19 protein-coding genes are annotated in these 23,049 nt (G+C 38.3%); all 19 read left to right on the top strand.

Annotated features, from left to right (window positions below; genetic code table 11):
- Positions 1 to 3 precede the first annotated feature (3 nt).
- The 19 genes from N782_RS03955 (at position 4) to N782_RS04045 (ending at position 22,901) form a co-directional block, all read left to right on the top strand.
- Positions 4 to 795, top strand: coding sequence for a phosphatidate cytidylyltransferase (locus N782_RS03955; RefSeq protein ID WP_036816432.1), 792 nt, complete (start codon positions 4 to 6; stop codon positions 793 to 795).
- A gap of 27 nt (positions 796 to 822) precedes the next feature.
- Positions 823 to 1,968, top strand: a complete 1,146-nt coding sequence (gene dxr / locus N782_RS03960) for a 1-deoxy-D-xylulose-5-phosphate reductoisomerase (RefSeq protein WP_036816435.1) — start codon at positions 823 to 825, stop codon at positions 1,966 to 1,968.
- Between the two features lie 25 nt (positions 1,969 to 1,993).
- Positions 1,994 to 3,250, top strand: coding sequence for an RIP metalloprotease RseP (gene rseP / locus N782_RS03965; RefSeq protein ID WP_036816487.1), 1,257 nt, complete (start codon positions 1,994 to 1,996; stop codon positions 3,248 to 3,250).
- Between the two features lie 35 nt (positions 3,251 to 3,285).
- Positions 3,286 to 4,989, top strand: coding sequence for a proline--tRNA ligase (locus N782_RS03970; protein WP_036816437.1), 1,704 nt, complete (start codon positions 3,286 to 3,288; stop codon positions 4,987 to 4,989).
- A 134-nt stretch (positions 4,990 to 5,123) separates the two neighbouring features.
- The gene (locus tag N782_RS03975) at positions 5,124 to 9,416 is read left to right on the top strand and encodes a PolC-type DNA polymerase III (protein WP_036816438.1); all 4,293 of its coding nucleotides are present in this window, start codon (positions 5,124 to 5,126) and stop codon (positions 9,414 to 9,416) included.
- A gap of 212 nt (positions 9,417 to 9,628) precedes the next feature.
- Positions 9,629 to 10,105, top strand: coding sequence for a ribosome maturation factor RimP (gene rimP / locus N782_RS03980; RefSeq protein ID WP_036816440.1), 477 nt, complete (start codon positions 9,629 to 9,631; stop codon positions 10,103 to 10,105).
- A gap of 15 nt (positions 10,106 to 10,120) precedes the next feature.
- Complete coding sequence (gene nusA / locus N782_RS03985) at positions 10,121 to 11,236, top strand: transcription termination factor NusA (protein ID WP_036816442.1); 1,116 nt, start codon at positions 10,121 to 10,123, stop codon at positions 11,234 to 11,236.
- A 12-nt stretch (positions 11,237 to 11,248) separates the two neighbouring features.
- Positions 11,249 to 11,527 carry an RNase P modulator RnpM gene (gene rnpM, locus N782_RS03990; RefSeq protein WP_036816444.1) on the top strand — a complete coding sequence of 93 codons (279 nt, stop codon included), beginning with the start codon at positions 11,249 to 11,251 and terminating at the stop codon, positions 11,525 to 11,527.
- Positions 11,520 to 11,831, top strand: a complete 312-nt coding sequence (locus N782_RS03995) for a L7Ae/L30e/S12e/Gadd45 family ribosomal protein (RefSeq protein WP_036816446.1) — start codon at positions 11,520 to 11,522, stop codon at positions 11,829 to 11,831. The genes rnpM and N782_RS03995 overlap by 8 nt, the downstream gene beginning before the upstream one ends.
- A gap of 4 nt (positions 11,832 to 11,835) precedes the next feature.
- Positions 11,836 to 14,028 (top strand): translation initiation factor IF-2, encoded by a 2,193-nt coding sequence (gene infB, locus N782_RS04000; protein WP_036816449.1) that lies wholly within the window; start codon positions 11,836 to 11,838, stop codon positions 14,026 to 14,028.
- The gene (locus N782_RS04005) at positions 14,025 to 14,303 is read left to right on the top strand and encodes a DUF503 domain-containing protein (protein ID WP_036816452.1); all 279 of its coding nucleotides are present in this window, start codon (positions 14,025 to 14,027) and stop codon (positions 14,301 to 14,303) included. Before infB ends, N782_RS04005 begins: the two co-directional genes overlap by 4 nt.
- Positions 14,304 to 14,336: 33 nt before the next feature.
- Positions 14,337 to 14,693: a 30S ribosome-binding factor RbfA gene (gene rbfA / locus N782_RS04010; protein ID WP_036816454.1), complete on the top strand. Its 357-nt coding sequence runs from the start codon at positions 14,337 to 14,339 to the stop codon at positions 14,691 to 14,693.
- 150 nt (positions 14,694 to 14,843) lie between these two features.
- On the top strand, positions 14,844 to 15,755 hold the full coding sequence (gene truB, locus N782_RS04015; protein ID WP_036816455.1) for a tRNA pseudouridine(55) synthase TruB: 912 nt from the start codon (positions 14,844 to 14,846) through the stop codon (positions 15,753 to 15,755).
- A gap of 26 nt (positions 15,756 to 15,781) precedes the next feature.
- Positions 15,782 to 16,723: a bifunctional riboflavin kinase/FAD synthetase gene (gene ribF / locus N782_RS04020; protein ID WP_036816457.1), complete on the top strand. Its 942-nt coding sequence runs from the start codon at positions 15,782 to 15,784 to the stop codon at positions 16,721 to 16,723.
- A 131-nt stretch (positions 16,724 to 16,854) separates the two neighbouring features.
- Positions 16,855 to 17,124, top strand: a complete 270-nt coding sequence (gene rpsO / locus N782_RS04025; RefSeq protein WP_036816460.1) for a 30S ribosomal protein S15 — start codon at positions 16,855 to 16,857, stop codon at positions 17,122 to 17,124.
- 135 nt (positions 17,125 to 17,259) lie between these two features.
- Positions 17,260 to 19,380, top strand: a complete 2,121-nt coding sequence (pnp, locus tag N782_RS04030) for a polyribonucleotide nucleotidyltransferase (RefSeq protein ID WP_036816462.1) — start codon at positions 17,260 to 17,262, stop codon at positions 19,378 to 19,380.
- Positions 19,381 to 20,372: 992 nt separating this feature from the next.
- Positions 20,373 to 21,338: a polysaccharide deacetylase family protein gene (locus tag N782_RS04035; RefSeq protein WP_036816464.1), complete on the top strand. Its 966-nt coding sequence runs from the start codon at positions 20,373 to 20,375 to the stop codon at positions 21,336 to 21,338.
- A gap of 32 nt (positions 21,339 to 21,370) precedes the next feature.
- Positions 21,371 to 22,588, top strand: coding sequence for a M16 family metallopeptidase (locus N782_RS04040; protein WP_036816467.1), 1,218 nt, complete (start codon positions 21,371 to 21,373; stop codon positions 22,586 to 22,588).
- A 76-nt stretch (positions 22,589 to 22,664) separates the two neighbouring features.
- Positions 22,665 to 22,901 (top strand): YlmC/YmxH family sporulation protein, encoded by a 237-nt coding sequence (locus N782_RS04045; protein WP_036816469.1) that lies wholly within the window; start codon positions 22,665 to 22,667, stop codon positions 22,899 to 22,901.
- Positions 22,902 to 23,049 lie beyond the last annotated feature (148 nt).

Genomic DNA, 23,049 nt, shown 5'->3' on the forward strand with positions numbered 1-23,049 from the left:
GTGATGAAACAGAGAGTCGTAACAGCGATTTTGTTTGGTCTTTTCTTTATCCCCATTACTTTTTTTGGAGGACTTCCATTTAAAGTGCTTATCTATGTATTTGCGACAATAGGGCTTGTAGAGTTATTAAGAATGAGGAAAATATCACCAACGTCTTTTCCTGGATTGACTACCTTAATCTTGCTTTGGATTTTACTTGTCCCTATACCGTCTCTTATCTTTTTTGACTATATGGATATGACCAAGTCAGAGGCGACTCTTTTAGCAGTACTTATTTTACTAGCATATACAGTGTTGGTTAAGAACAAATTCACCTTTGATGACGCTGGATTTTTATTATTATCAGCAATTTATGTTGGAATGGGTTTTTACTACTTAATTCTTACGAGAGAAGCAGGCGTCCATTATGTCTTTTTTGCTTTATTTTTAATTTGGGCTACAGATACAGGAGCATTTTTCTTCGGAAAAGCATACGGCAAACGAAAGCTTTGGCCTAAAATTAGTCCGAATAAGACGGTGGAAGGTGCTGTTGGTGGTATCTTACTAGCGTGTCTGGTAGCCGCAATTTTTCAATTAATCGTTTCGGTTCATGCTACTTTTTTTGTTGTGATAGCAGTAGCCATTTTAGTCTCTATTTTTGGACAAATCGGTGATTTAGTTGAATCAGCATATAAACGACATTATTCCGTTAAAGATTCAGGCAAACTACTTCCAGGCCATGGTGGTGTGTTAGATCGATTTGATAGTTTGATTTTTGTCTTACCAATTCTGCATTTTATTCATTTTATTTCATAGGATTTATAAAGCATAGGAGCGTGCAATATGAAACGTATAGGCTTACTAGGTGCTACTGGTTCAATTGGAGTACAAACAACAGATATAATCCGTAAACATCCTGAGCAATTTGCCCTTTTTGCAATGGCTTTTGGTCGAAATGTTGAAAAGGCATTACCGTTAATAAATGAATTTAACCCTGAGATTGTAGTGGTTCAAGATCCAGATGTGAAAGAAACACTAAAACGTCAAGGGTATCAGGGACTGATTTATGTAGGTACAGAAGGGATGTATGAGGTCGCTACTCATCCTGAGGTGGATGTGGTAGTGAACGCAGTAATGGGGAGTGTAGGGTTATCTTCTACCCTTGGAGCTATTGAAGCGAACAAGCAGGTTGCTTTGGCGAACAAGGAAACACTTGTTACTGCAGGACACTTAGTTATGGATGCTGCTAAACGCAATAATGTTTCTATATTACCAATTGATAGTGAGCACTCGGCTATTCATCAGTGCTTGAATGGAGAATCTAAAAAAGATGCTAACAAAATTATACTTACCGCATCTGGTGGAAGCTTTCGGGATAAAAAACGAGAGGAACTAGAAAATGTGACAGTAGAGGATGCTTTAAATCATCCAAACTGGAGTATGGGTGCCAAAATCACAGTAGATTCTGCTACAATGATGAATAAAGGGTTAGAAGTTATTGAGGCACATTGGCTATTTGACATGCCATATGATCAAATTGAAGTAATACAACATCGAGAAAGCGTCATCCATTCAATGGTTGAATATGTAGATAAAAATGTTATTGCTCAATTAGGTACACCAGATATGAGAGTTCCAATTCAATATGCTCTAACCTATCCTAATCGACTTGAACTAAACCAAACGAAAACGTTAAACTTAGTTGATATAGGAACTCTTCATTTTGAGGAAATGGATTTTGCGCGATTCCCTTGTTTAAGATTGGCATATGAAGCTGGTCGTGTTGGTGGTACAATGACGACAGTTCTAAACGCTGCAAATGAACAAGCTGTAGCATTATTTTTAAATGGTGAGATTTCCTTCCTTACAATTGAGACCTTAATAGAACGCGCTTTAGAGGCGCATGACGCAATTGAACATCCTAACTTAGAAACAATTCAGCGAGTGGATGAGGAAACACGAGAGTTAGTTAAGTCGTACGTAAAATAAAAGGTAGGTGCTATCTTTGACATCAATGACAACAATTATAGCGTTTATATTTATGTTTGGCCTATTAGTATTTGTTCACGAATTAGGTCACTTAATTTTCGCTAAGCGCGCAGGAATGTTAGCGCGGGAATTTGCAATTGGGATGGGACCCAAAATCTTTTCATTCGAGAAAAATGAAACGCTCTATACAATTCGTTTACTCCCAATTGGAGGATATGTTCGTGTAGCAGGCGATGACCCTGAAATTATTGAAATTAAACCCGGTCACCATGTTGGTCTTGAATTTAATCAAGATGGAAGAGTATCTCACATTATAGTGAACAATAAATCAAAGCACCCCAATGCACGTGTGGTTGAGGTGGAGCACGCAGACCTTGAACATCAGCTGAAAATAGAAGGTTATGAATTAGATGAAGATGAAAAGCTCATTTTCGACGTCGATCCGAAAGCAAAATTTGTAATGGATGGCAAAGAGGCTCAAATTGCACCTTATGATCGTCAATTTGGATCTAAGACTCTCCCTCAACGAGCGATGCAGTTGTTCGCAGGTCCTATGATGAATTTTGTCTTAGCGCTTGTTATCTTTCTTCTTCTTGGTTTCGTACAAGGAGTGCCTATTGAGAAGGCTCAATTAGGTGAACTAGAACAGAACGGCCCTGCTGACCAGGCTGGATTGCAACAAGGTGATAAAATCGTAAGTGTAGATGATCAATCAGTTAGTACGTGGTCTGAGTTTGTATCCATTATTCAAAAACGACCAAACGAATCGTTAGATTTGACATTTACAAGAGATACTGGAACATCCACTGTAACTGTCAACACTAGAGAAGTTGAACGTAATGGGGAAACGATTGGGCAAATAGGAGTGTTTCGACCCACAGAAAAATCATTCTTAGGAGCTTTTTCATATAGTGTCGGGCAAACATATGAATTCACAAAATTGATTTTAGTAACTCTTGGCAAAATGGTAACCGGACAATTCTCAATTGATCAGTTATCAGGCCCAGTAGGTATTTATAATGCTACCAGCACAGTGGTACAAACCAGCTGGCAGAGCTATGTACCTTGGATTGCTTTATTGAGTATTAACTTAGGTATTTTAAACTTGTTACCAGTTCCTGCTCTTGATGGTGGGCGATTGGTGTTTATTGGAATAGAAGCAGTGCGGGGTAAACCAATGGATCCTCAGAAAGAAGGAATTGTACACTTTATTGGTTTTGCATTGCTGATGCTACTAATGATTGTGGTAACATGGAATGACATTCAACGATTATTTTTATGATTTAGCTTAAATGAATAGAGACGAGGTGCGTATGGATGAAACAGAGTGAAATGCTGTTACCTACATTAAAAGAAAACCCTGCGGATGCAGAAATTAAAAGCCATCAACTACTAGTCCGTGCCGGTTTCATCCGTAAAGTTGCTTCAGGAATATATTCTTTTTTACCTATTGGAAATCGAGTATTAAAGAAGGTTGAAGCAATCGTTAGGGAAGAAATGGAAAATGCCGGTGCTCACGAAATGAATATGACCGCTTTACAACCTTCCGAGTTTTGGAAGGAAACAGGTCGTTGGAACACATTTGGTCCAGAATTAATGAGAATTCATGATCGCCATCATAGGGAGTTTGCTCTTGGTGCTACTCATGAAGAAGAGGTTACAGCGCTTATTCGAGATGAAGTGAAAAGTTATAAACAACTTCCATTAAGTCTATACCAAATTCAGACTAAATTTAGAGATGAACAACGTCCGCGCTTTGGTCTGTTACGTGGACGAGAATTCTTAATGAAGGATGCTTATACATTCCACCAATCTTATGAAAGCTTAGATACTTCCTATGAAAAGATGTTTAACGCATATTCAAACATCTTTTCCAGGTTAGGTCTTAATTTCCGTGCTGTTATTGCAGATTCAGGTGCTATGGGTGGTAAAGATACACATGAATTCATGGTTCTTTCAGAAGTAGGAGAAGACACGATTGCGTATTCAGATTCATCACAATATGCAGCAAATATTGAGATGGCCCCAGTTGTTACTCAATATGAAAAGTCAATGGAAGAACCAAAAGAAAAGGAAAAAGTAGCTACACCTGACTGTAAGACAATGGCTGATGCAGCAAATTATCTTGGACACTCATTGGCAGCAGGTTTGAAATCCATTATGTTTAAAGTAGATGAAAAACTAGTAATGGTTATTACTCGAGGTGATCATGAAGTAAATGATGTGAAATTGAAAAATCTTTACGATGCCTCTTTCATAGATTTAGCTACTGAAGAGGAAACTAGAACAGCTATGGGAGCCGGTTTTGGTTCACTTGGACCTATAAGTACACCAGATCATATTGAAATAGTTGCAGATTATGCTGTTGAAGCATTGGTTAATGCTTCATGTGGGGCAAATGAAGATGGATTCCATTATAAAAATGTTACACCTGGGAAGGATTTTGAGGTAACACAATACGCAGACCTGCGTTTTATTGAAGAGGGAGACCCTTCACCTGATGGACAAGGCACCATTCAATTTGCAAAGGGAATTGAAGTTGGACATGTCTTTAAACTTGGTAAATTTTATGCAGAAAAAATGAATGCAACGTTCCTTGATGAAAATGGAAAAGCCAATACATTAATCATGGGTTGTTATGGGGTTGGTATTTCTAGAACAATGGCTTCCATTGTTGAACAATATCATGATGATAATGGTATTACTTGGCCTAAACAAGTAGCCCCTTATCAGGTCCATTTACTTGCTTTAAATATTAAGAAAGAAGAACAAAAGGAGCTTGCTGATCGAATCTACGCTACGTTAAAACAAGCAGGGATTGAAGTTTTATACGATGACCGTAAAGAACGTGCTGGTGTGAAATTCGCAGACAGTGACTTAATAGGTATCCCTCTACGTGTTACGGTAGGTAAGCAAGCTGGAGATGGTTACGTAGAATGTAAAGAGAGAGTTTCAGGAGAACAAAGCGATGTACATGAAGGCAATTTATTAGATCAAATTACATCGTTCATTAATCAATAAACACTGAAAAGATTTTTGTCCCACTAGGGTATAAGCTAGCTCATATAGTATTTCCTATGGCAGGAAAATGGAGGGTACCTTCTTTTGAGGGTACCTCTTTGCTTGCACGTTCTTGATAACAGGGGAGGATATGTATGCAAGACATGTCACAGTATGAAAAAATGCAGTTGCTTCTGAAGCAAATTGAAATGCCTGAGGATCTTGTGGAAACTCATTTTAAAGATAGCAAGCTTACAAAGCTAGCTGTCCATAAACAAGCAAAAGAATGGCATTTCTACTTCTATATCCCAACTGTATTACCACCAAATGTATATGGAGTTTTCACTTCCAAATTGCATGAAGCATTTCATCATATTGCAACTATAAATTGGACAATTGAAACAGATCATAAGGCTTTAGATAAGGAGAGCGTTTGTGATTATTGGCTTCAATTTATAAAGTCTATTCCAGATTTATCACCAGCTTATAAAGACTTATTACATGAACAACGACCTGAAGTTGATGGAAATAAGCTAATTTTACATGCAAGAAATGATGCAGAAGCTCATGCACTAAAGAGAAGGCTACAAGAACCTTTTCAATCCTATTGCCAACGAATAGGTGCCTCTATATTTATGCTTACAGTTGAAGTGAGAGAAAATGTTGAGGATATGGAAAGATTCAAAGAACAAAAGGCTAAAGAAGATCAAACACTAGTACAAAAGGCTGTAATTGATCGTGAGAAATCGAAAGACGATGATGAAGTTCTCCATGAAGGACCACTTTTAATTGGATATAATGTAAAAGATGACGCAGAGCCAATTGAAAATATTCAAGAAGAAGAAGGTAGAATGGTCATTCAAGGAAATGTTTTTGAGGTGGAATTAAAAGAATTACGGTCCGGTCGTCACTTGTTAATGGTGAAAATTACAGATTATACGGATTCTATTCAAGTGAAGATGTTTTCCCGTGGAGATGAAGATGTGGAAAAATATCAACGACTTAAAGAAGGCATGTGGGTAAAAGCCCGAGGTCGAATCCAGACCGATAATTATACAAACGAGCTAACAATGATGGCAAATGATATTAATGAAATGAAGCCAGTCGTTCGTAAAGATGCCGCTGCAGAAGACGAAAAACGTGTCGAGCTTCACGCGCACACAACTATGAGTCAAATGGATGCAACGGTATCACCTCAACGGTTAATTAGCCAAGCTGCAAAATGGGGACATAAAGCGGTGGCTATTACCGACCATGCTGTTGTACAAGCTTATCCAGAAGCTTATAGTGCTGGACAGAAAAATGGAATTAAGGTCTTGTATGGTGTCGAAGCTAATATTGTAGATGATGGTGTTCCAATCGCCTACAATGAGCAGGATCGGGACCTTGCTACAGATGAATTTATTGTATTTGACGTGGAAACAACTGGTCTTTCTGCTGTGTATGACACAATCATAGAGTTAGCAGCTGTTAAGATTAAAGATGGGGATATTGTTGATCGGTTTGAATCCTTCGCTAATCCACATCAGCCTTTATCCCAAACGACTACAGATTTAACAGGTATTACAGATGATATGGTTAAGGACGCTCCTGATCCGGAGAAAGTCGTTAATGATTTTCGAGATTGGATGGCTGACGGGATTCTAGTAGCTCATAATGCAAGCTTTGACATGGGCTTTTTGAATGCTGGATTTAAGCAAATTGGATATGAAAAATGTACGAACCCAGTTATAGACACATTAGAGCTTGCACGTCTATTGGTTCCTCAATTAAAGAACCACCGTTTAAATACTTTGTGTAAGCACTTTGATATTGAATTAACTCAACACCACCGTGCAATCTATGACGCAGAGGCAACAGGTTACTTGTTATGGAAACTAGTGAAGGAAGCACGGAATAAGGATATTTATAACCATTTAGATTTAAATAAATTTATGGGAGAGGGAAACGCTTATCAACGTTCACGACCTTTTCATGCTACGCTTTTAGCTCAAACAGACGAAGGACTTAAAAATATTTATAAGCTAGTGTCCATGTCTCATGTAGATTACTTTTATCGTGTTCCGCGTATTCCGCGCTCTGTACTTAAGAAGTATCGAGAGGGAATCCTGATTGGCTCTGGATGTGATAAGGGTGAAGTATTCGAGACCATGATGCAAAAATCTCAAGATGAAGCTGAGTCAATAGCGGAATTTTATGATTATATTGAAATTCAACCTCCGTCCAATTATAACCATTTAATTGAAAAAGACCTAGTACACAATGAAGCTCATCTATTTGATATTTTGAAAAACCTGGTTAACATGGCAGACCGAATTGGAAAGCCAGCTGTCGCTACAGGTAACACCCATTATATCGATGAACACGAAAAGCTTTATCGTAGTATTCTAATTGCTTCTCAAAGTGGTAATCCGCTCAATCGTCAAACACAACCAGATGTTCATTTTAAAACAACTGCTGAAATGATTGATGCCTTTTCTTTCCTAGGGGCTGATAAGGCAAAGGAAGTAGTTGTAACAAATTCCCAACAAATCGCTGACAGCATTGATGATGTAAAACCGGTCAAAGATGATCTATATACTCCAAACATCGACGGGGCAAATGAAGAGATGAAAAATATGACCTATAATAAGGCAAAGAGTATTTATGGTGAACCACTACCAAAGCTAGTTGAGGAACGTATTGAAAGTGAATTAGAGAGTATTATTGGAAATGGTTTTGCTGTAATTTATCTAATATCTCAAAAACTTGTAACCAAGTCATTAAATGACGGTTATCTGGTTGGCTCACGTGGTTCAGTTGGATCCTCCTTCGTAGCTACGATGACAGATATAACCGAAGTGAATCCACTTCCTCCTCACTATGTATGCCCAGAATGTAAGAAATCAGAGTTCTTTACGGATGGGTCAGTAGGATCTGGCTTCGATTTATCTGAAAAAGATTGCCCGGATTGTGGTGTGCCATATGTTAAAGATGGACAAGATATTCCGTTCGCAACGTTCTTAGGTTTTAAAGGTGATAAAGTACCAGATATTGATCTGAACTTCTCAGGGGAATACCAACCTCAGGCTCACAACTACACCAAAGTATTATTTGGTGAAGATAAGGTTTATCGTGCAGGAACAATCGGTACGGTTGCTGAAAAGACAGCTTATGGTTTCGTTAAAGGATATGCGAGCGATCATGAAATACAATATAAAAATGCTGAAGTTGACCGCCTTGTACAAGGATGCACAGGGGTGAAGCGTACCACGGGACAGCACCCTGGTGGTATTATTGTAGTTCCGGATGATAAGGAGATTTATGATTTCACACCTATACAATTTCCTGCAGATGACAAGACTTCTGAATGGAAAACAACGCATTTCGATTTCCATTCCATTCATGACAACTTGTTGAAATTAGATATTCTAGGTCATGATGACCCGACTGTCATTCGTATGCTCCAAGACCTTAGTGGGATAGATCCTAAAACTATTCCTACTGATGATGAGGAAGTAATGAAAATCTTCAGTGGTCCTGATGTACTTGGAGTTACAGAAGAACAAATTATGTGTAAAACAGGAACTTTAGGTGTTCCGGAATTTGGTACTCGTTTCGTTAGGCAGATGCTAGAGGACACAAAACCTGCCACATTTGCAGAACTAGTCATTATCTCTGGATTATCACACGGTACTGACGTTTGGCTAAACAACGCAGACCAACTGATTAATGATGGTATATGTACACTTCCTGAGGTTATCGGTTGTCGTGATGATATTATGGTTTATTTGATGCATCAAGGACTTGAGCCATCCATGGCCTTTACCATTATGGAATATGTTCGTAAAGGTCGTGGCTTAAAGGATGAGTGGATTGACGCCATGAAGAAAAATGGTGTACCTGATTGGTATATTGAATCCTGTAAGAAAATAAAATACATGTTCCCGAAAGCTCACGCTGCAGCATATGTTCTTATGGCGGTTCGTATTGCGTATTTTAAAGTTCATTATCCTATTTATTTCTATGCTGCCTATAACACGGTGCGAGCTAGTGATTTTGATATCGATACAATGGTGAAAGGCTCTGAAGCAATACGTAAGCGTATTGAAGAAATTACGCAAAAGGGATTAGATGCTACACCTAAAGAAAAAAGTTTGTTAACTGTTTTAGAATTATCATTGGAAATGACAATGAGAGGGTATTCCTTCCAGCATGTTGATTTGTACCGTTCAGCTGCTAGTGAATTCCTTGTAGAGGGGAATACGTTAATCCCTCCTTTCAATTCTATTGATGGACTCGGAACAAATGCTGCCTTAAATATTGTGAAAGCAAGGGAAGACGGGGAATTCTTATCTAAGGAAGACTTACGTGAACGAAGTCGTATTTCGAAGACAGTTCTCGAATATCTTGATCAGCATGGCTGTCTACAAGGATTGCCTGATAAGAACCAGCTATCTCTTTTTTAAGCTGATATCCTGTGATTACTTGCTAAAATCAGCATTCTATGGTATATTTTTGTTGGTATTACAAAAGATATGTACTAGTATAAAGAGTGGGGCAACCCACTCTTTCGTATTACTATCAAATGTTTCTGCCGACGAATTTCCCTGCTGCTTACAGCAGGGAATTTTACGTCAGGCTTAACTATCGTTATGATTCGTAAAGGAGGGAACTTATAATGGGTAACAACGATATAAAGAAAACGACAGAAACTCTTGTACAGCCTATCTTAGAAGACATGAATCTTGAGCTGGTAGATATCGAATTTCAGAATGAAGGGAAAAATTGGTATTTACGAGTTTATGTTGATAAAGATGGTGGCGTGGAAATCGAAGAATGCGGCCAGGTTAGTGAAAAACTAAGCGAGAAATTAGATGAAGAAGACCCTATTACCTTCCCTTACTTTTTAGAAGTGTCTTCACCTGGCGCAGAACGTCCATTAAATTCAAAGAAAGATATGGAGAAACATGTTGGTCATCATGTTCACTTGAAATTATATGAACACATTGATGGAGAAAAAGAACTTGAAGGCAAGCTTATCTCATTTGAGAATGAGTTAGCTACCATAGAAGTAAAAGTAAAAGCAAAAACGAAGAAAGTTGAAGTACCTTACGAAAAAATCGCCAAAGCTCGTTTGGCAGTAAGCTTCAATTAAAAGGGGGATTAAACGTTGAGTAGTGAGCTTTTTGATGCCATTGATTACTTAGAGAAAGAAAAAGGGATTGATAAAGATCTTTTAATGGAAGCATTAGAAGCAGCCTTGATTTCCGCTTATAAAAAGAATTTTAAATCTGCAACCAATGTCCGAGTTGATATAGATGAAACTACTGGAGGCATGCACGTATATGCTAGAAAAACAGTAGTAGAAGAATCCATGGATCCGAATCAAGAAATTTCATTAGAGGATGCCAAAGAGGTTGATCCGAACTATGAAATAGATGATGTGCTTGAAGTTGAAGTAACTCCAAAGGACTTTGGACGCATTGCAGCCCAAGCAGCTAAACAAGTTGTCACACAAAGGGTTCGTGAAGCAGAACGAGGCGTTATATTCAGTGAGTATGTAGATCGTGAAGAAGACGTTATGACAGGTATTATACAGCGTAAAGATAATCGATTTACGTATGTGAACCTAGGCAAAGTGGAAGCTCGTCTACCAGTAGGGGAGCAAATGCCTACAGAAGAGTACCATGTGCATGACCGTCTTAAAGTATTCGTAACGAAGGTTGAAAATACTAACAAAGGTCCTCATATTTATGTTTCTCGTACACATCCAGGTTTATTAAAGCGTCTATTTGAAATGGAAGTCCCTGAAATTTATGATGGAATTGTAGAGATAAATTCAGTAGCACGAGAAGCAGGCGATCGTTCTAAAATTTCTGTATATGCACCAGATCCAGAAATTGATCCAGTAGGTTCATGTGTTGGTCAACGAGGGCAACGAGTGCAAGCTATCGTAAATGAGTTAAAAGGGGAAAAAATTGATATTGTTCAATGGTCAGAAGACCCTGTTGTATATGTTTCAAATGCACTTAGTCCTGCTAAAGTAGTAGAAGTACAAGTTGATGAAGAAGAAAAAGCAACCACGGTAATAGTACCAGATCACCAGTTGTCATTAGCTATAGGTAAGCGTGGTCAAAATGCACGTCTAGCTGCAAAACTAACTGGCTGGAAAATTGATATAAAAAGCGAATCTGAAGCCATTGAAGATGGCACGCTTGACCCAAACAAAACGAAAGAAGAATCAGAAGAAACTTATTCTGAGGTCGATGAAGATCCGTTTGAATAAGGAGGTCTCCCGATGGCACGTAACAAAAAAACGCCTTTAAGAAAATGTATTGTTACTAAAGAGATGATGCCTAAACAACAGTTAATACGCGTCGTCCGAAATAAAGAAGGAGACGTCTTTATTGACGAAACGGGAAAGCAGAATGGACGCGGAGCTTATTTAACTAAGGATGCTTCCGTTATCGAAACAGCCCGCCAAAAGAATATCCTAACACATCATTTAAAAGCAAAAGTAGACGAGGATATTTATAACCAGTTACTAAATGTTGTAGAGGAACAACCACATGAGTAGCTATCTCAACATGGTAGGCTTAGCTTTTCGGGCGGGTAAGTGTACTTTAGGAGAAGAAGCCATCGTTCGAGACATTCAAGCAAAACGAGCATATCTAGTTTTAATTGCACAAGATATTGGAGCGAGTACGAGGAAAAAGCTAACTGATAAGTGTCGCTCATATGAGGTGACCTTTCGAGAAGTAGATGATCGAGATACCCTCTCTAGTGCAATTGGAAAAACGGGTAGAGTAGCGATAGCTATAACTGATCGTGGTTTTGCAACAAAAATCACATCGATGCTCGACGAATCTATTCGGGGGTGAACGTATGAGTAAAATGCGTGTATATGAATATGCAAAAGAAAAGAATGTTCAAAGTAAAGATGTTATAAATAAGCTTCAAAGCATGAATGTAGAAGTTACCAATCATATGTCAACGATTACAGATGATACGAAGACAAAGTTAGACCAAATGTACAATGGTAGCTCAAACAAACAATCTACTGAAAACAAGAATGCTAATCAACAGAAAAACAACCAAAATCAAAGTCAACAAAATAATCGAAGCAACAACCAAAGCAGTCAAAACAATCAAAATCAAAGTAATGACAAATCAAGAAATAACAACAATAAACCCAATAATCAGAGTCAAAATCGTAACCAGAATAAAAATAAGAACCAAAACAAAAATCAAAACAATAATCGCAATAAAAATAAAGGAAACCAAAAGTCAAATAATAGACGACCTGCAAAAACGCAGACACACACTCCAGATAAAATCACCTATGCAGGTAGCTTAGCTGTTTCTGAATTAGCTTCAAAGCTTCATAAAGATTCTTCTGAGATTATTAAGAAGCTTATGTTCATGGGTGTAATGGCTACGAAGAACCAAGACTTAGACCCGGAAACAATTGAGTTAATTTGTGATGAATTCGGAGTAGAAGTGGAAGAAGAAATCATCGTGGATGAAACGGATTTCGAAAACTATATTACTGATGACAATCCAGAAGATTTAGTTGAACGTCCTTCGGTGGTTACCATTATGGGTCACGTTGACCACGGTAAAACAACTTTACTTGACTCCATACGTAAAACGAAGGTAACAGCTGGTGAAGCTGGTGGAATTACTCAGCATATAGGTGCCTATCAAGTAGAAGAAAATGGTAAAAAAATCACCTTCCTTGATACTCCAGGACACGCAGCATTTACAAGCATGCGTTCACGTGGTGCTCAGGTAACTGATATTGCAATCTTAGTTGTTGCTGCTGATGATGGCGTAATGCCTCAAACCATTGAAGCTATTAATCATGCTAAAGCTGCTGAAGTACCAATTATTGTTGCCGTAAACAAAATGGATAAAGAAGGCGCAAATCCAGACCGCGTAAAACAGGAATTAATGGAGTACAACCTAGTTCCTGAAGAGTTTGGTGGAGAGACCATCTTTGTTCACCTATCAGCTGTTAAAGGTGAAGGTCTTGATGACTTGCTTGAAATGATTGTGCTAGTATCCGAAGTAGAAGAATTAAAAGCAAATCCAGACCGCTTAGCAATGGGTACTGTTATTGAAGCTGAATTGGATAAAGGTCGAGGATCTGTAGCTACCTTACTTGTTCAAAATGGTACCTTGAATGTAGGAGATGCCATTGTGGTGGGTAATACATTCGGTCGAATTCGTGCTATGGTAAACGATATCGGTAAACGTGTAAAAACAGCACCACCTTCAACTCCAGTAGAAATTACCGGACTTAATGGTGTTCCTAATGCTGGTGACCGCTTCGTTGTTTTCCAGGATGAGAAAAAAGCTCGTCAAGTTGGAGAACTACGTCAACAACGCCAAATTGAAGAAAACCGCGGTGAAAAATCGAAAGTTAATTTAGACGATTTATTTGAGCATATCAAACAAGGTGAGATGAAAGATCTCAATATCATTATTAAAGCAGACGTACAAGGTTCAGCAGAAGCACTAGCTTCTTCTCTACAACAAATTAATGTTGAAGGCGTAAATGTGAAAATTATTCACACTGGTGTTGGAGCGATAACAGAATCTGATATTATCCTTGCATCAGCTTCTAATGCAATTGTAATTGGATTTAATGTTCGTCCAGATGCTAATGCGAAGAAAACAGCAGAGACCGAAGATGTGGATGTGCGTCCACACCGTATTATTTACAAAGTAATTGAAGAAATTGAATATGCAATGAAGGGTCTATTGGATCCTGAATACCAGGAAAAGATTATCGGTCAAGCAGAAGTTCGCGAAATCTTTAAGGTATCTAAAATTGGTACCATCGCAGGAAGCTATGTAACAGACGGGAAATTATCTCGGAATGCAGGTATTCGTGTAATTCGTGATGGTATCGTACAATTCGAGGGAGAAGTCGATACACTAAAACGTTTCAAAGATGACGCAAAAGAAGTGGACAAAGGATATGAATGTGGTGTTACGATTAAGAACTTTAATGATCTTAAAGAAGGTGACACATTAGAGGCATTCATCATGGAGGAAATCACACCACAATGATAGCTTCTTTAGAAGTTGAATGTTTAATCTATGATGCACACTCTTTGAAAGATAAGAGGTCTGTAATCAAACGGATTTTAACAAGGTCACACAACGAGTACAATGTTGCTGTTAGTGAGTTGGATTATCAAAATCTCTGGCAGCGAACATTGCTCGGTTTTGTGACAATTTCAAGTGATAAAGTTCAAGCAGAAAAAGAAGTCAATAGAGTTCTTGCTTTAATTGACTCTTTTCCTGAAATTGAGCGGACAACTACAAACGTGGAATGGCTATAATAGTGCTCCCTCCATCTAAAGAGGTGAATGAATATGAGCGATTTAAGAGCGAATCGAGTCGGAGAGCAAATGAAGAAAGAACTAGGGGACATCATCGGTAGAAAAATGAAGGATCCCCGAATTGGATTTGTTACCGTTACGGACGTAAAAGTAACAGGAGACTTACAACAAGCAAAAGTGTATATTTCTGTATTAGGTGATGAAAAGCAAAAGCATGATTCCCTTGTGGGATTAGCAAAGGCGAAAGGGTTCATCCGATCTGAAATTGGCAAACGAATTCGTCTCCGTAAAACTCCAGAAATTATGTTTGAATTTGATGAAGCCATTGAACATGGAAATCGAATTGAAGCAATTATTCAAGATTTAAATGATACGTCAGATGACGAATAATTGGTAGAAAGGATAGACGTACAAGGTCTATCCTTTTTATACATTATAGACAGACAGATATTATAAGTACTCTAGTATTTATTATCTTTACATCAAAAGTACATAAGTTTTTACATACAACCACTAAGTAGATAGAATGGAGGAGTGGGAATGGATGGTATCCTCCCATTATGGAAGCCAACAGGCATGACCTCACATGATTGTGTGATGAAAATAAGAAAACTATTACATACAAAAAAGGTTGGACACACTGGTACACTCGATCCTGATGTAGAAGGCGTTTTACCAATTTGTTTAGGGATGGCGACTAAAATCTCTTCTTATGTTACCGAATCTGAAAAAGTCTATGAAGCCACTGTGAAATTAGGTTATTCCACTGAAACAGAAGACAATGAAGGAGAGGTAGTGGAGAGAAAAGAAGTACATGATTCTCTTTCAGCCCAAAATATACAAAAAGTTCTTCAGAAGTTTGAAGGAACTATTACGCAAATACCACCCTTATATTCAGCAGTAAGAGTTCAAGGTAAAAGATTATATGAGTATGCAAGAGAAGGAATACCTGTAGAGAGACCTTCTAGAACAGTGACAATATACAATATTGAAATGATTTCAGATTATATTGAAAAAGAAGATGCAACTGCCTCTTTCCGCATCAGAATCACTTGTTCAAAAGGAACCTATATTCGTACTCTTTGTGTTGATATTGGAAAAGCACTCGGCTATCCCGCGCATATGTCTCATCTCGTTCGTACTGCTTCTGGATCTTTTGAGAAAGAGGAAGCAATCACGTTTGAAGACTTAGAAAAAGGGATTGATGAGAACAACTTAGATGCATATCTTAAACCGATGGAACGGGGGGTTAGACACCTTAGTCATTTGTTTATCCCACCTGAGGATGAAAAGAAGGTGTATCATGGTACTGTATTTCAAAAGCCTGATCCATTACCAGAAACGAATCCTTTTTGTATGATGAATGAGAAAGATCAAGTGCTGGCCATCTATCAAATTCACCCAGAAAAGCCACACTTAATTAAACCTGTACGTGTATTCCAATACGAATAGTCTTAGCATAAAGAAGGTGAATAAAAGTGGATATCAAAGAGTTGCAATATCCCCATACTCATTCTAAAAATGATTTTCCTGAATCTGTCGTTGCAATTGGCTATTTTGATGGTGTGCATAAAGGTCATCAAAAAGTGATTCAAACTGCAATCGACTTGGCAAACGAACAAGGAAGAGAAAGTGCTGTTATGACCTTTCATCCACATCCTTCCGTTGTTTTAAAAAAGACAAAGCAACAAATTGATTTGATCACCCCTCTAGAAGATAAGTTGAAATTATTAGAAGAAATGGGGATTGATCGAGTTTTTCTTGTTACATTTGATGAAGACTTAGCAGGCCTGTTACCACAAGAATTTGTAGATCATTTCTTTATTGGCCTAAATGTTCAACATGTTGTTGCTGGATTTGATTTTTCCTATGGAAAGATGGGTAAAGGTTCAATGGAGACGTTACCATTTCACTCACGAGGAGCGTTCAGTCAAACAGTTGTACAAAAAGTAGAAACAGATGAGGAAAAAGTAAGTTCATCATATATTCGTGAACAGCTACATCAAGGGGATGTCGGTTATATATATCATTTATTAGGGCGCTACTATACGATTAAAGGTACTGTCGTGAAAGGAGAACAACGAGGTCGTACGATTGGTTTTCCTACGGCCAATATTGAATTGAAAGATGCATATATTCTACCTAAAGTTGGTGTCTATGCTGTAAAGGTTCAAATTGGGGATAAGGTTCTGAACGGAATGGCTAACATTGGCTATAAGCCGACCTTTTCCGATTCTACAGAAAAGGCTACTGTTGAAGTTTATGTATTCGATTATGAAGGTGACCTTTATGGACAAGATTTGGTTGTAGAATGGAGAAAGTTCATTCGAAATGAAACAAAATTTGATGGAGTAAACGCCTTAATTAATCAATTGAAGCAAGATGAGCAAGAAATCAGAGCTTTTTTTAATGATTATTAACTTATCCCCTTGCATTTTGTCCATAAAAGATGTACCCTAGTAAACGTATGACATTAACCTTCGCTTGGCAAGTCGACATCACCGGCGCTTGCTAGGGGATAGGGGATGTACTTTATAGGAGGTGAACAAGGATGGCAATCACACAAGAACGTAAGAATGAGATTATCAATCAGTTCAAGACACATGCAAACGATACTGGATCTACAGAGGTTCAAATCGCTGTCCTAACTGAAAAAATTACGAAACTAAACGAGCATTTACGTATGCACAAGCAAGATCACCACTCTCGTCGTGGTCTTCTTAAAATGGTAGGTAAACGCCGTAACCTTTTAACTTATCTTCGTAATAAAGACGTAACTCGCTATCGTGAACTAATCAAACAGCTTGGCCTACGTCGTTAATTTAGAACAAAGCGGGAGTATTTCCCGCTTTTTCTATACCAAATTATTGATTTTCTACATAAGACATCTCTTATGACAGAACATATATCTTAATTACAAATTTGTAGATTTATCTTGAGAGGAGTACAAGTACAAATGGCTGAAGAAAAACAAAGTTTCTCCATAGATATTGCTGGCCGTCAGCTAAATATCGAAGTTGGCGAACTCGCTAAGCAAGCAAATGGTGCTTGCATGGTTCAATATGGTGACACGTCCGTTTTATCTACTGCAACAGGTTCAAGTGAGCCAAAGGACTTACCATTTTTCCCACTAACAGTGAACTATGAAGAACGTCTATATGCAGTTGGTAAAATCCCTGGCGGCTTTATTAAACGTGAGGGTCGCCCGAGCGAAAAGGCTACATTAGCTTCTCGCCTAATTGACCGTCCAATTCGTCCATTGTTCCCTGAGGGTTACCGTAATGATGTACAAGTTGTTAGTACAGTAATGAGTGTGGATCAGGATAATTCTTCTGAAATGGCTGCTATGCTAGGATCCTCCCTTTCTTTATGTATTTCAGACATACCATTTGGTGGACCAATTGCTGGTGTGGTTGTAGGACGTATTGATGGAGAATTTATTATTAACCCAACAGTTGAACAACAAGAGCAAAGTGATATTGAGCTAACAGTTGCTGGTACCAAGGATGCTGTAAACATGGTTGAAGCAGGAGCTGAAGAAGTTCCAGAAGACATTATGTTGGAAGCGATTATGTTTGGGCATGAGGAAATTAAACGACTTGTTGTTTGGCAAGAAGAGATTGTTGCTCAAATCGGTAAGGAAAAGATGGAAGTTCAATTATTTGAACCAGAGTCAGATCTTGTTGCTGAAGTTGAAGGCAAAGCGAAGGATGCACTTGTAAAAGCAATCCAAACAGAAGAAAAGCATGCTCGTGATGAGGCGATTTCAGAAGTGAAGAAAGATATTGTCGCTCAATACGAAGCTGACGAAGCAGAATCGGAAACGATTAAGAAAGTGGAAGCTGTTTTAGATGGCATTGTTAAGGGAGAAGTAAGACGCCTTATCACCAAAGAAAAAGTACGTCCAGATGGGCGTCAGCCAGATAAAATTCGACCTCTTTCTTCTCGAGTTGGAGTACTACCACGAACTCATGGTTCTGGGTTGTTCACTCGCGGACAAACGCAAGCATTAAGCATATGTACACTTGGTGCACTTGGTGATGTCCAAATTTTAGATGGACTAGACTTAGAAGAATCTAAACGATTTATGCACCATTATAACTTCCCTCCATTCAGTGTGGGTGAAACAGGACCTATGCGTGCACCAGGTCGTCGTGAGATTGGTCACGGAGCATTGGGAGAACGCGCTCTTGAGCAAGTTGTTCCTTCTGAAAAAGACTTTCCTTATACAATTCGCCTTGTATCTGAAGTTCTTGAGTCCAACGGTTCTACTTCTCAAGCAAGCATTTGTGCTAGTACATTGGCTATGATGGATGCAGGTGTTCCGTTGAAATCTCCAGTTGCTGGTATTGCAATGGGCCTTGTTAAATCAGGTGAGGATTACACAGTGTTAAGCGATATCCAAGGTATGGAAGATGCTTTAGGGGATATGGACTTTAAAGTGGCAGGTACTGCTCAAGGTGTAACAGCACTTCAAATGGATATTAAAATTGAAGGTCTTTCTCGTGAAATTTTAGAGAATGCTTTAAGCCAGGCGAAAAAAGGTCGTATGGAAATCCTAAATCATATGCTAGAAACAATTGGTGAGCCTCGTACTGAACTATCTCAATACGCACCTAAAATTATGACAATGGCTATTAAGCCAGATAAAATTCGCGATGTTATTGGGCCTAGTGGTAAGCAAATCAATAAAATCATTGAAGATACTGGAGTTAAAATTGATATCGAACAAGACGGTACTATTTTCATATCTTCAACCGATGCCGCCAGTAACGAATATGCTAAGAAAATCATCGAAGATCTTGTGCGTGAAGTCGAGGTAGGTCAGATGTATCTCGGTACAGTTAAACGTATTGAGAAATTCGGTGCATTTGTAGAAATCTTCAAAGGAAAAGAAGGCCTTGTTCATATTTCCCAAATCGCAGAGGAACGCATTGGCAAAGTAGAAGATGTACTTGCCATTGGAGACGAAATCCTTGTTAAAGTTAAGGAAATTGATAATCAAGGAAGAGTTAACCTTTCTAGAAAAGAAGCACTACAAGAGCAAAAGAAAAATGAAGAAGGTAAAGAAGAGTAGTCAAAAAAGAAGCTGGATATCCAGTTTCTTTTTTTTTTTGGTTTTATACTAGGTGAAATGATTTTGTGTTGAATTAGGATATATACTTAATGTATATATAATGCTATAAGTTATTCAGCTATCGAGGCATAATGTGAAAGACTTGGATTCGAGATATTTGGAGTGGTCGATACCTAAGAAGAATAGGGTTGGATAGGAAACAACTCCCTTTCCTACGGCTGTGCTGTTAATCCTCCTAAGGCAAAACCCATGCCATCCTGGTTCTTATCAACCTCTTTCTCCCGCGGCAGTCTCGCAGTTCCCTACCCAACCCTGCCGATATGTTGTTATCGGAATCAGCAATACGTAGGACACCTTTTTTGACGGACATATAATCTCATATTTTCTGTGAAAAATCTCTTTTGGAGAGGCTAACGGACATTTAGTATCTTATTTGCGAAAAAACACACTTCATTAAGATGATTTAGGTTAAATAGCGTACTGAATGTCCGTTACAAACGGAAAACACCCTTGAAATCGAAGAATAAGAGACTGTATGTCCGTTTACATAGCATCAACTTGTGTACTAAACCATACCTCGCTTCTTGGATACCATCATTCAGAAAACGTCCCAATCTAACCTGACCATGCTTCCGTTCTTCCTAATATCGCGGGAGGTGGTCGAGGAACAAGGAGACTCCCGCCGGAAATAGATGTAGGTGAGACCCCGGAAAGCCCCGACTTTGGGCTTGAGAAGGGGAGGTTCGACTAAAACCTTCCATTATCTTGAAGACTTGGAATCGATATAAATCTGGCAACCAGTTGAAAAGAGGGATGTTTCCGTTGCTTTAAATGGAATAAAGATGGTCGTGGAACAACTCGCCTCCTGCCGGCAGCCCTACACGATGTAGGGTCTTTAGACCTTGTCACACGATGTGATGCTTTGAATTTGTTTATAACCCAGTCATACCTTGTCCCTGATAGACATACGATTTTTATAAGGGGGGAGTAAGATGAGACGTAGGTGGGCTTCATTACTCGTTTTTACTTTAATGGTTGTGATTTCTTATGGAACATTTCAAAATCCATTTTCACAGGATTTTTTTTCGACAATTAAGGAAACCAGTGTACCAGTTGCTAAACCTTCAGAAGATGAATTATGGAAAGAAATCGAAGAGAAAGCTAAGAATTATGAAGAGGCAGCGCAAAATGCTACAATTGATAAAGTATGGAAGAAGATGCCCGGTCTTAACGGTGTGAAAGTAGATGTTGAGAAGTCATATGAAAATATGAAGGAAAAGGGTAGTTTCAATCCTTCCTTACTCTCGTTGAAACAAACAGAACCAGAAGTTAGTATAGCAGACTTGCCAGCTGCACCAATCTACAGAGGGCATCCAGATAAAGCAATGGTGGCGTTAAACATAAATGTATCTTGGGGGGAAGAATACATACCTAAGATGTTGAATATCTTGAAAGATCAAGATGTGAAAGCTACGTTTTTTATAGAAGGAAAATGGGCTAACATGCACTCTGATTTGGTGAAAATGATTCAAGAGCAGGGGCATGCTATCGGAAACCACGCTTATAATCATCCTGATATGAGTCGGTTGACAGCAGATGAAATTCAAAAGCAACTTGTAAAAACAAATGACATATTAAAAGCCATTACTGGAGAGAAGCCAACACTCTTTGCTCCTCCAAGTGGCAGTTTTTCTAATGAAGTAGTAAAAATTGCTGATGAACAGAACATGGAGACAATACTCTGGTCTGTAGATACAATTGACTGGAAAAAACCCTCGAAGGATGTGTTATTACAGCGAGTTGTTCCTAAATTACACAACGGGGCTTTCATTCTGATGCATCCAACTCAGTCTTCCAACTCTGCTTTGAACGATTTAATTTTGAAAATAAAAGAAAAAAAATATAAAATTGGTACAGTGAACAATGTATTAAATGAAAAACGGTTACTTACGAAATAGTAGTAAGGCTAGCATAGACTAGGGGGATAATGGTGATTAAAAAATATACATGTTCTAATGGATTACGGATGGTACTGGAAGAGATTCCGAATGTTCGGTCTGTGACCATTGGTGTGTGGGTATTGTCGGGTTCTCGCAATGAGAACGAACAAAATAATGGCATTTCACACTTCATAGAACACATGTTTTTCAAAGGAACTAAAACACGTTCAGCACGTGATATAGCGGAGAGCTTTGACTCTATTGGTGGTCAAGTTAACGCATTTACTTCAAAAGAATATACATGCTATTACGCTAAAGTGCTTGATACACATGCAAATACAGCGCTAAATATATTAGCCGATATGTTCTTCAATTCAACTTTTGATGAAGAAGAAATGGATCGAGAAAAAAAGGTAGTTTTAGAGGAAATCAATATGTATGAAGATACACCTGATGATATTGTTCATGATGTATTGTCTAAAGCCACCTATGGAAGTCATCCACTCGGATATCCAATACTAGGCACTGCAGAAACCTTAAAATCCTTTACTCCGAAAGATTTAAGAGATTACATGGACAAACAATATAAGCCTGAGAACGTGGTTATATCTATTGCGGGTAATGTTGATGAATCTTTCTTTAAGGATGTAGAAACTTATTTTGGGTCTTACACCAGTAGCGAAGAAGAAAATACGTATGTAACACCTATTTTTCTTCCTGAGCACATTCACCGTTATAAAGATACAGAACAAGCTCACTTATGTCTAGGATATGATGGTCTTGCTGTTGATAATGAAGCGGTTTATAGCCTTATTGTATTCAATAATGTATTAGGTGGAAGCATGAGTTCTAGGCTTTTCCAAGAAGTAAGGGAACAAAGAGGATTAGCTTACTCCGTATTCTCCTTTCATAGCTCACACTTGGATAATGGTCTGTTGACTATATATGGAGGGACAGGTAAAGATCAGCTTCCTGTTCTGCAGGAAACAATCGAACGTACAATCCAAGATTTCACTAATAGTGGATTAACAGAAAAAGAACTAGTGAATAGTAAAGAACAGTTAAAAGGAAACATTATGCTAAGTTTAGAAAGCACGAATAGTCGTATGAGTCGTAATGGAAAAAATGAATTGCTTTTAAAACGACATCGCTCTTTAGATGAAATGGTTACTCAAATTGATGCAGTAACACATGAATCAGTAAACAGTGTTATGGAAAATATATTTAAAAATGGACAATCATCTGCAATTATTTCTCCAGAATCATAGGTATCCATTCTTTAAACTGTGATACTCATACAACCTGTTACCTTTTCATATAGTAGAAAAAAGGGGGCGGAGCTTAATGAGATATCGAGCATTGAGTGGCAAAGAAATAGTAGATGTGAAACATGGAGCAAGATTAGGGGTGCTAGGTCAAACTGATCTTGAGATCGATAAGGATACAGGGCATATCCAATCCTTTCTTATACCAAGTTACAAATGGTTTGGTATGAAGAAAGAGGGAGATGAAATACGGATTCGGTGGTCAGATATAAAAAAAATCGGAGAAGATATGATTATTATTGATCCGAAAGAATAGATGTTGACTTAGGAATGAAGTGGTTGGCCTGAACTAAAGCTATAGTGTTATTAATAGAAAGAGAGCTTGGAACAAATCCAAGCTCTCTTTCTTTTTTTTAAGGCTATGTTAAAGTTTGGTGTTGATTTTGGAATCAACTAATCTAAAT

Source organism: Pontibacillus yanchengensis Y32 (assembly GCF_000770635.1).
Lineage (GTDB): Bacteria > Bacillota > Bacilli > Bacillales > BH030062 > Pontibacillus > Pontibacillus yanchengensis.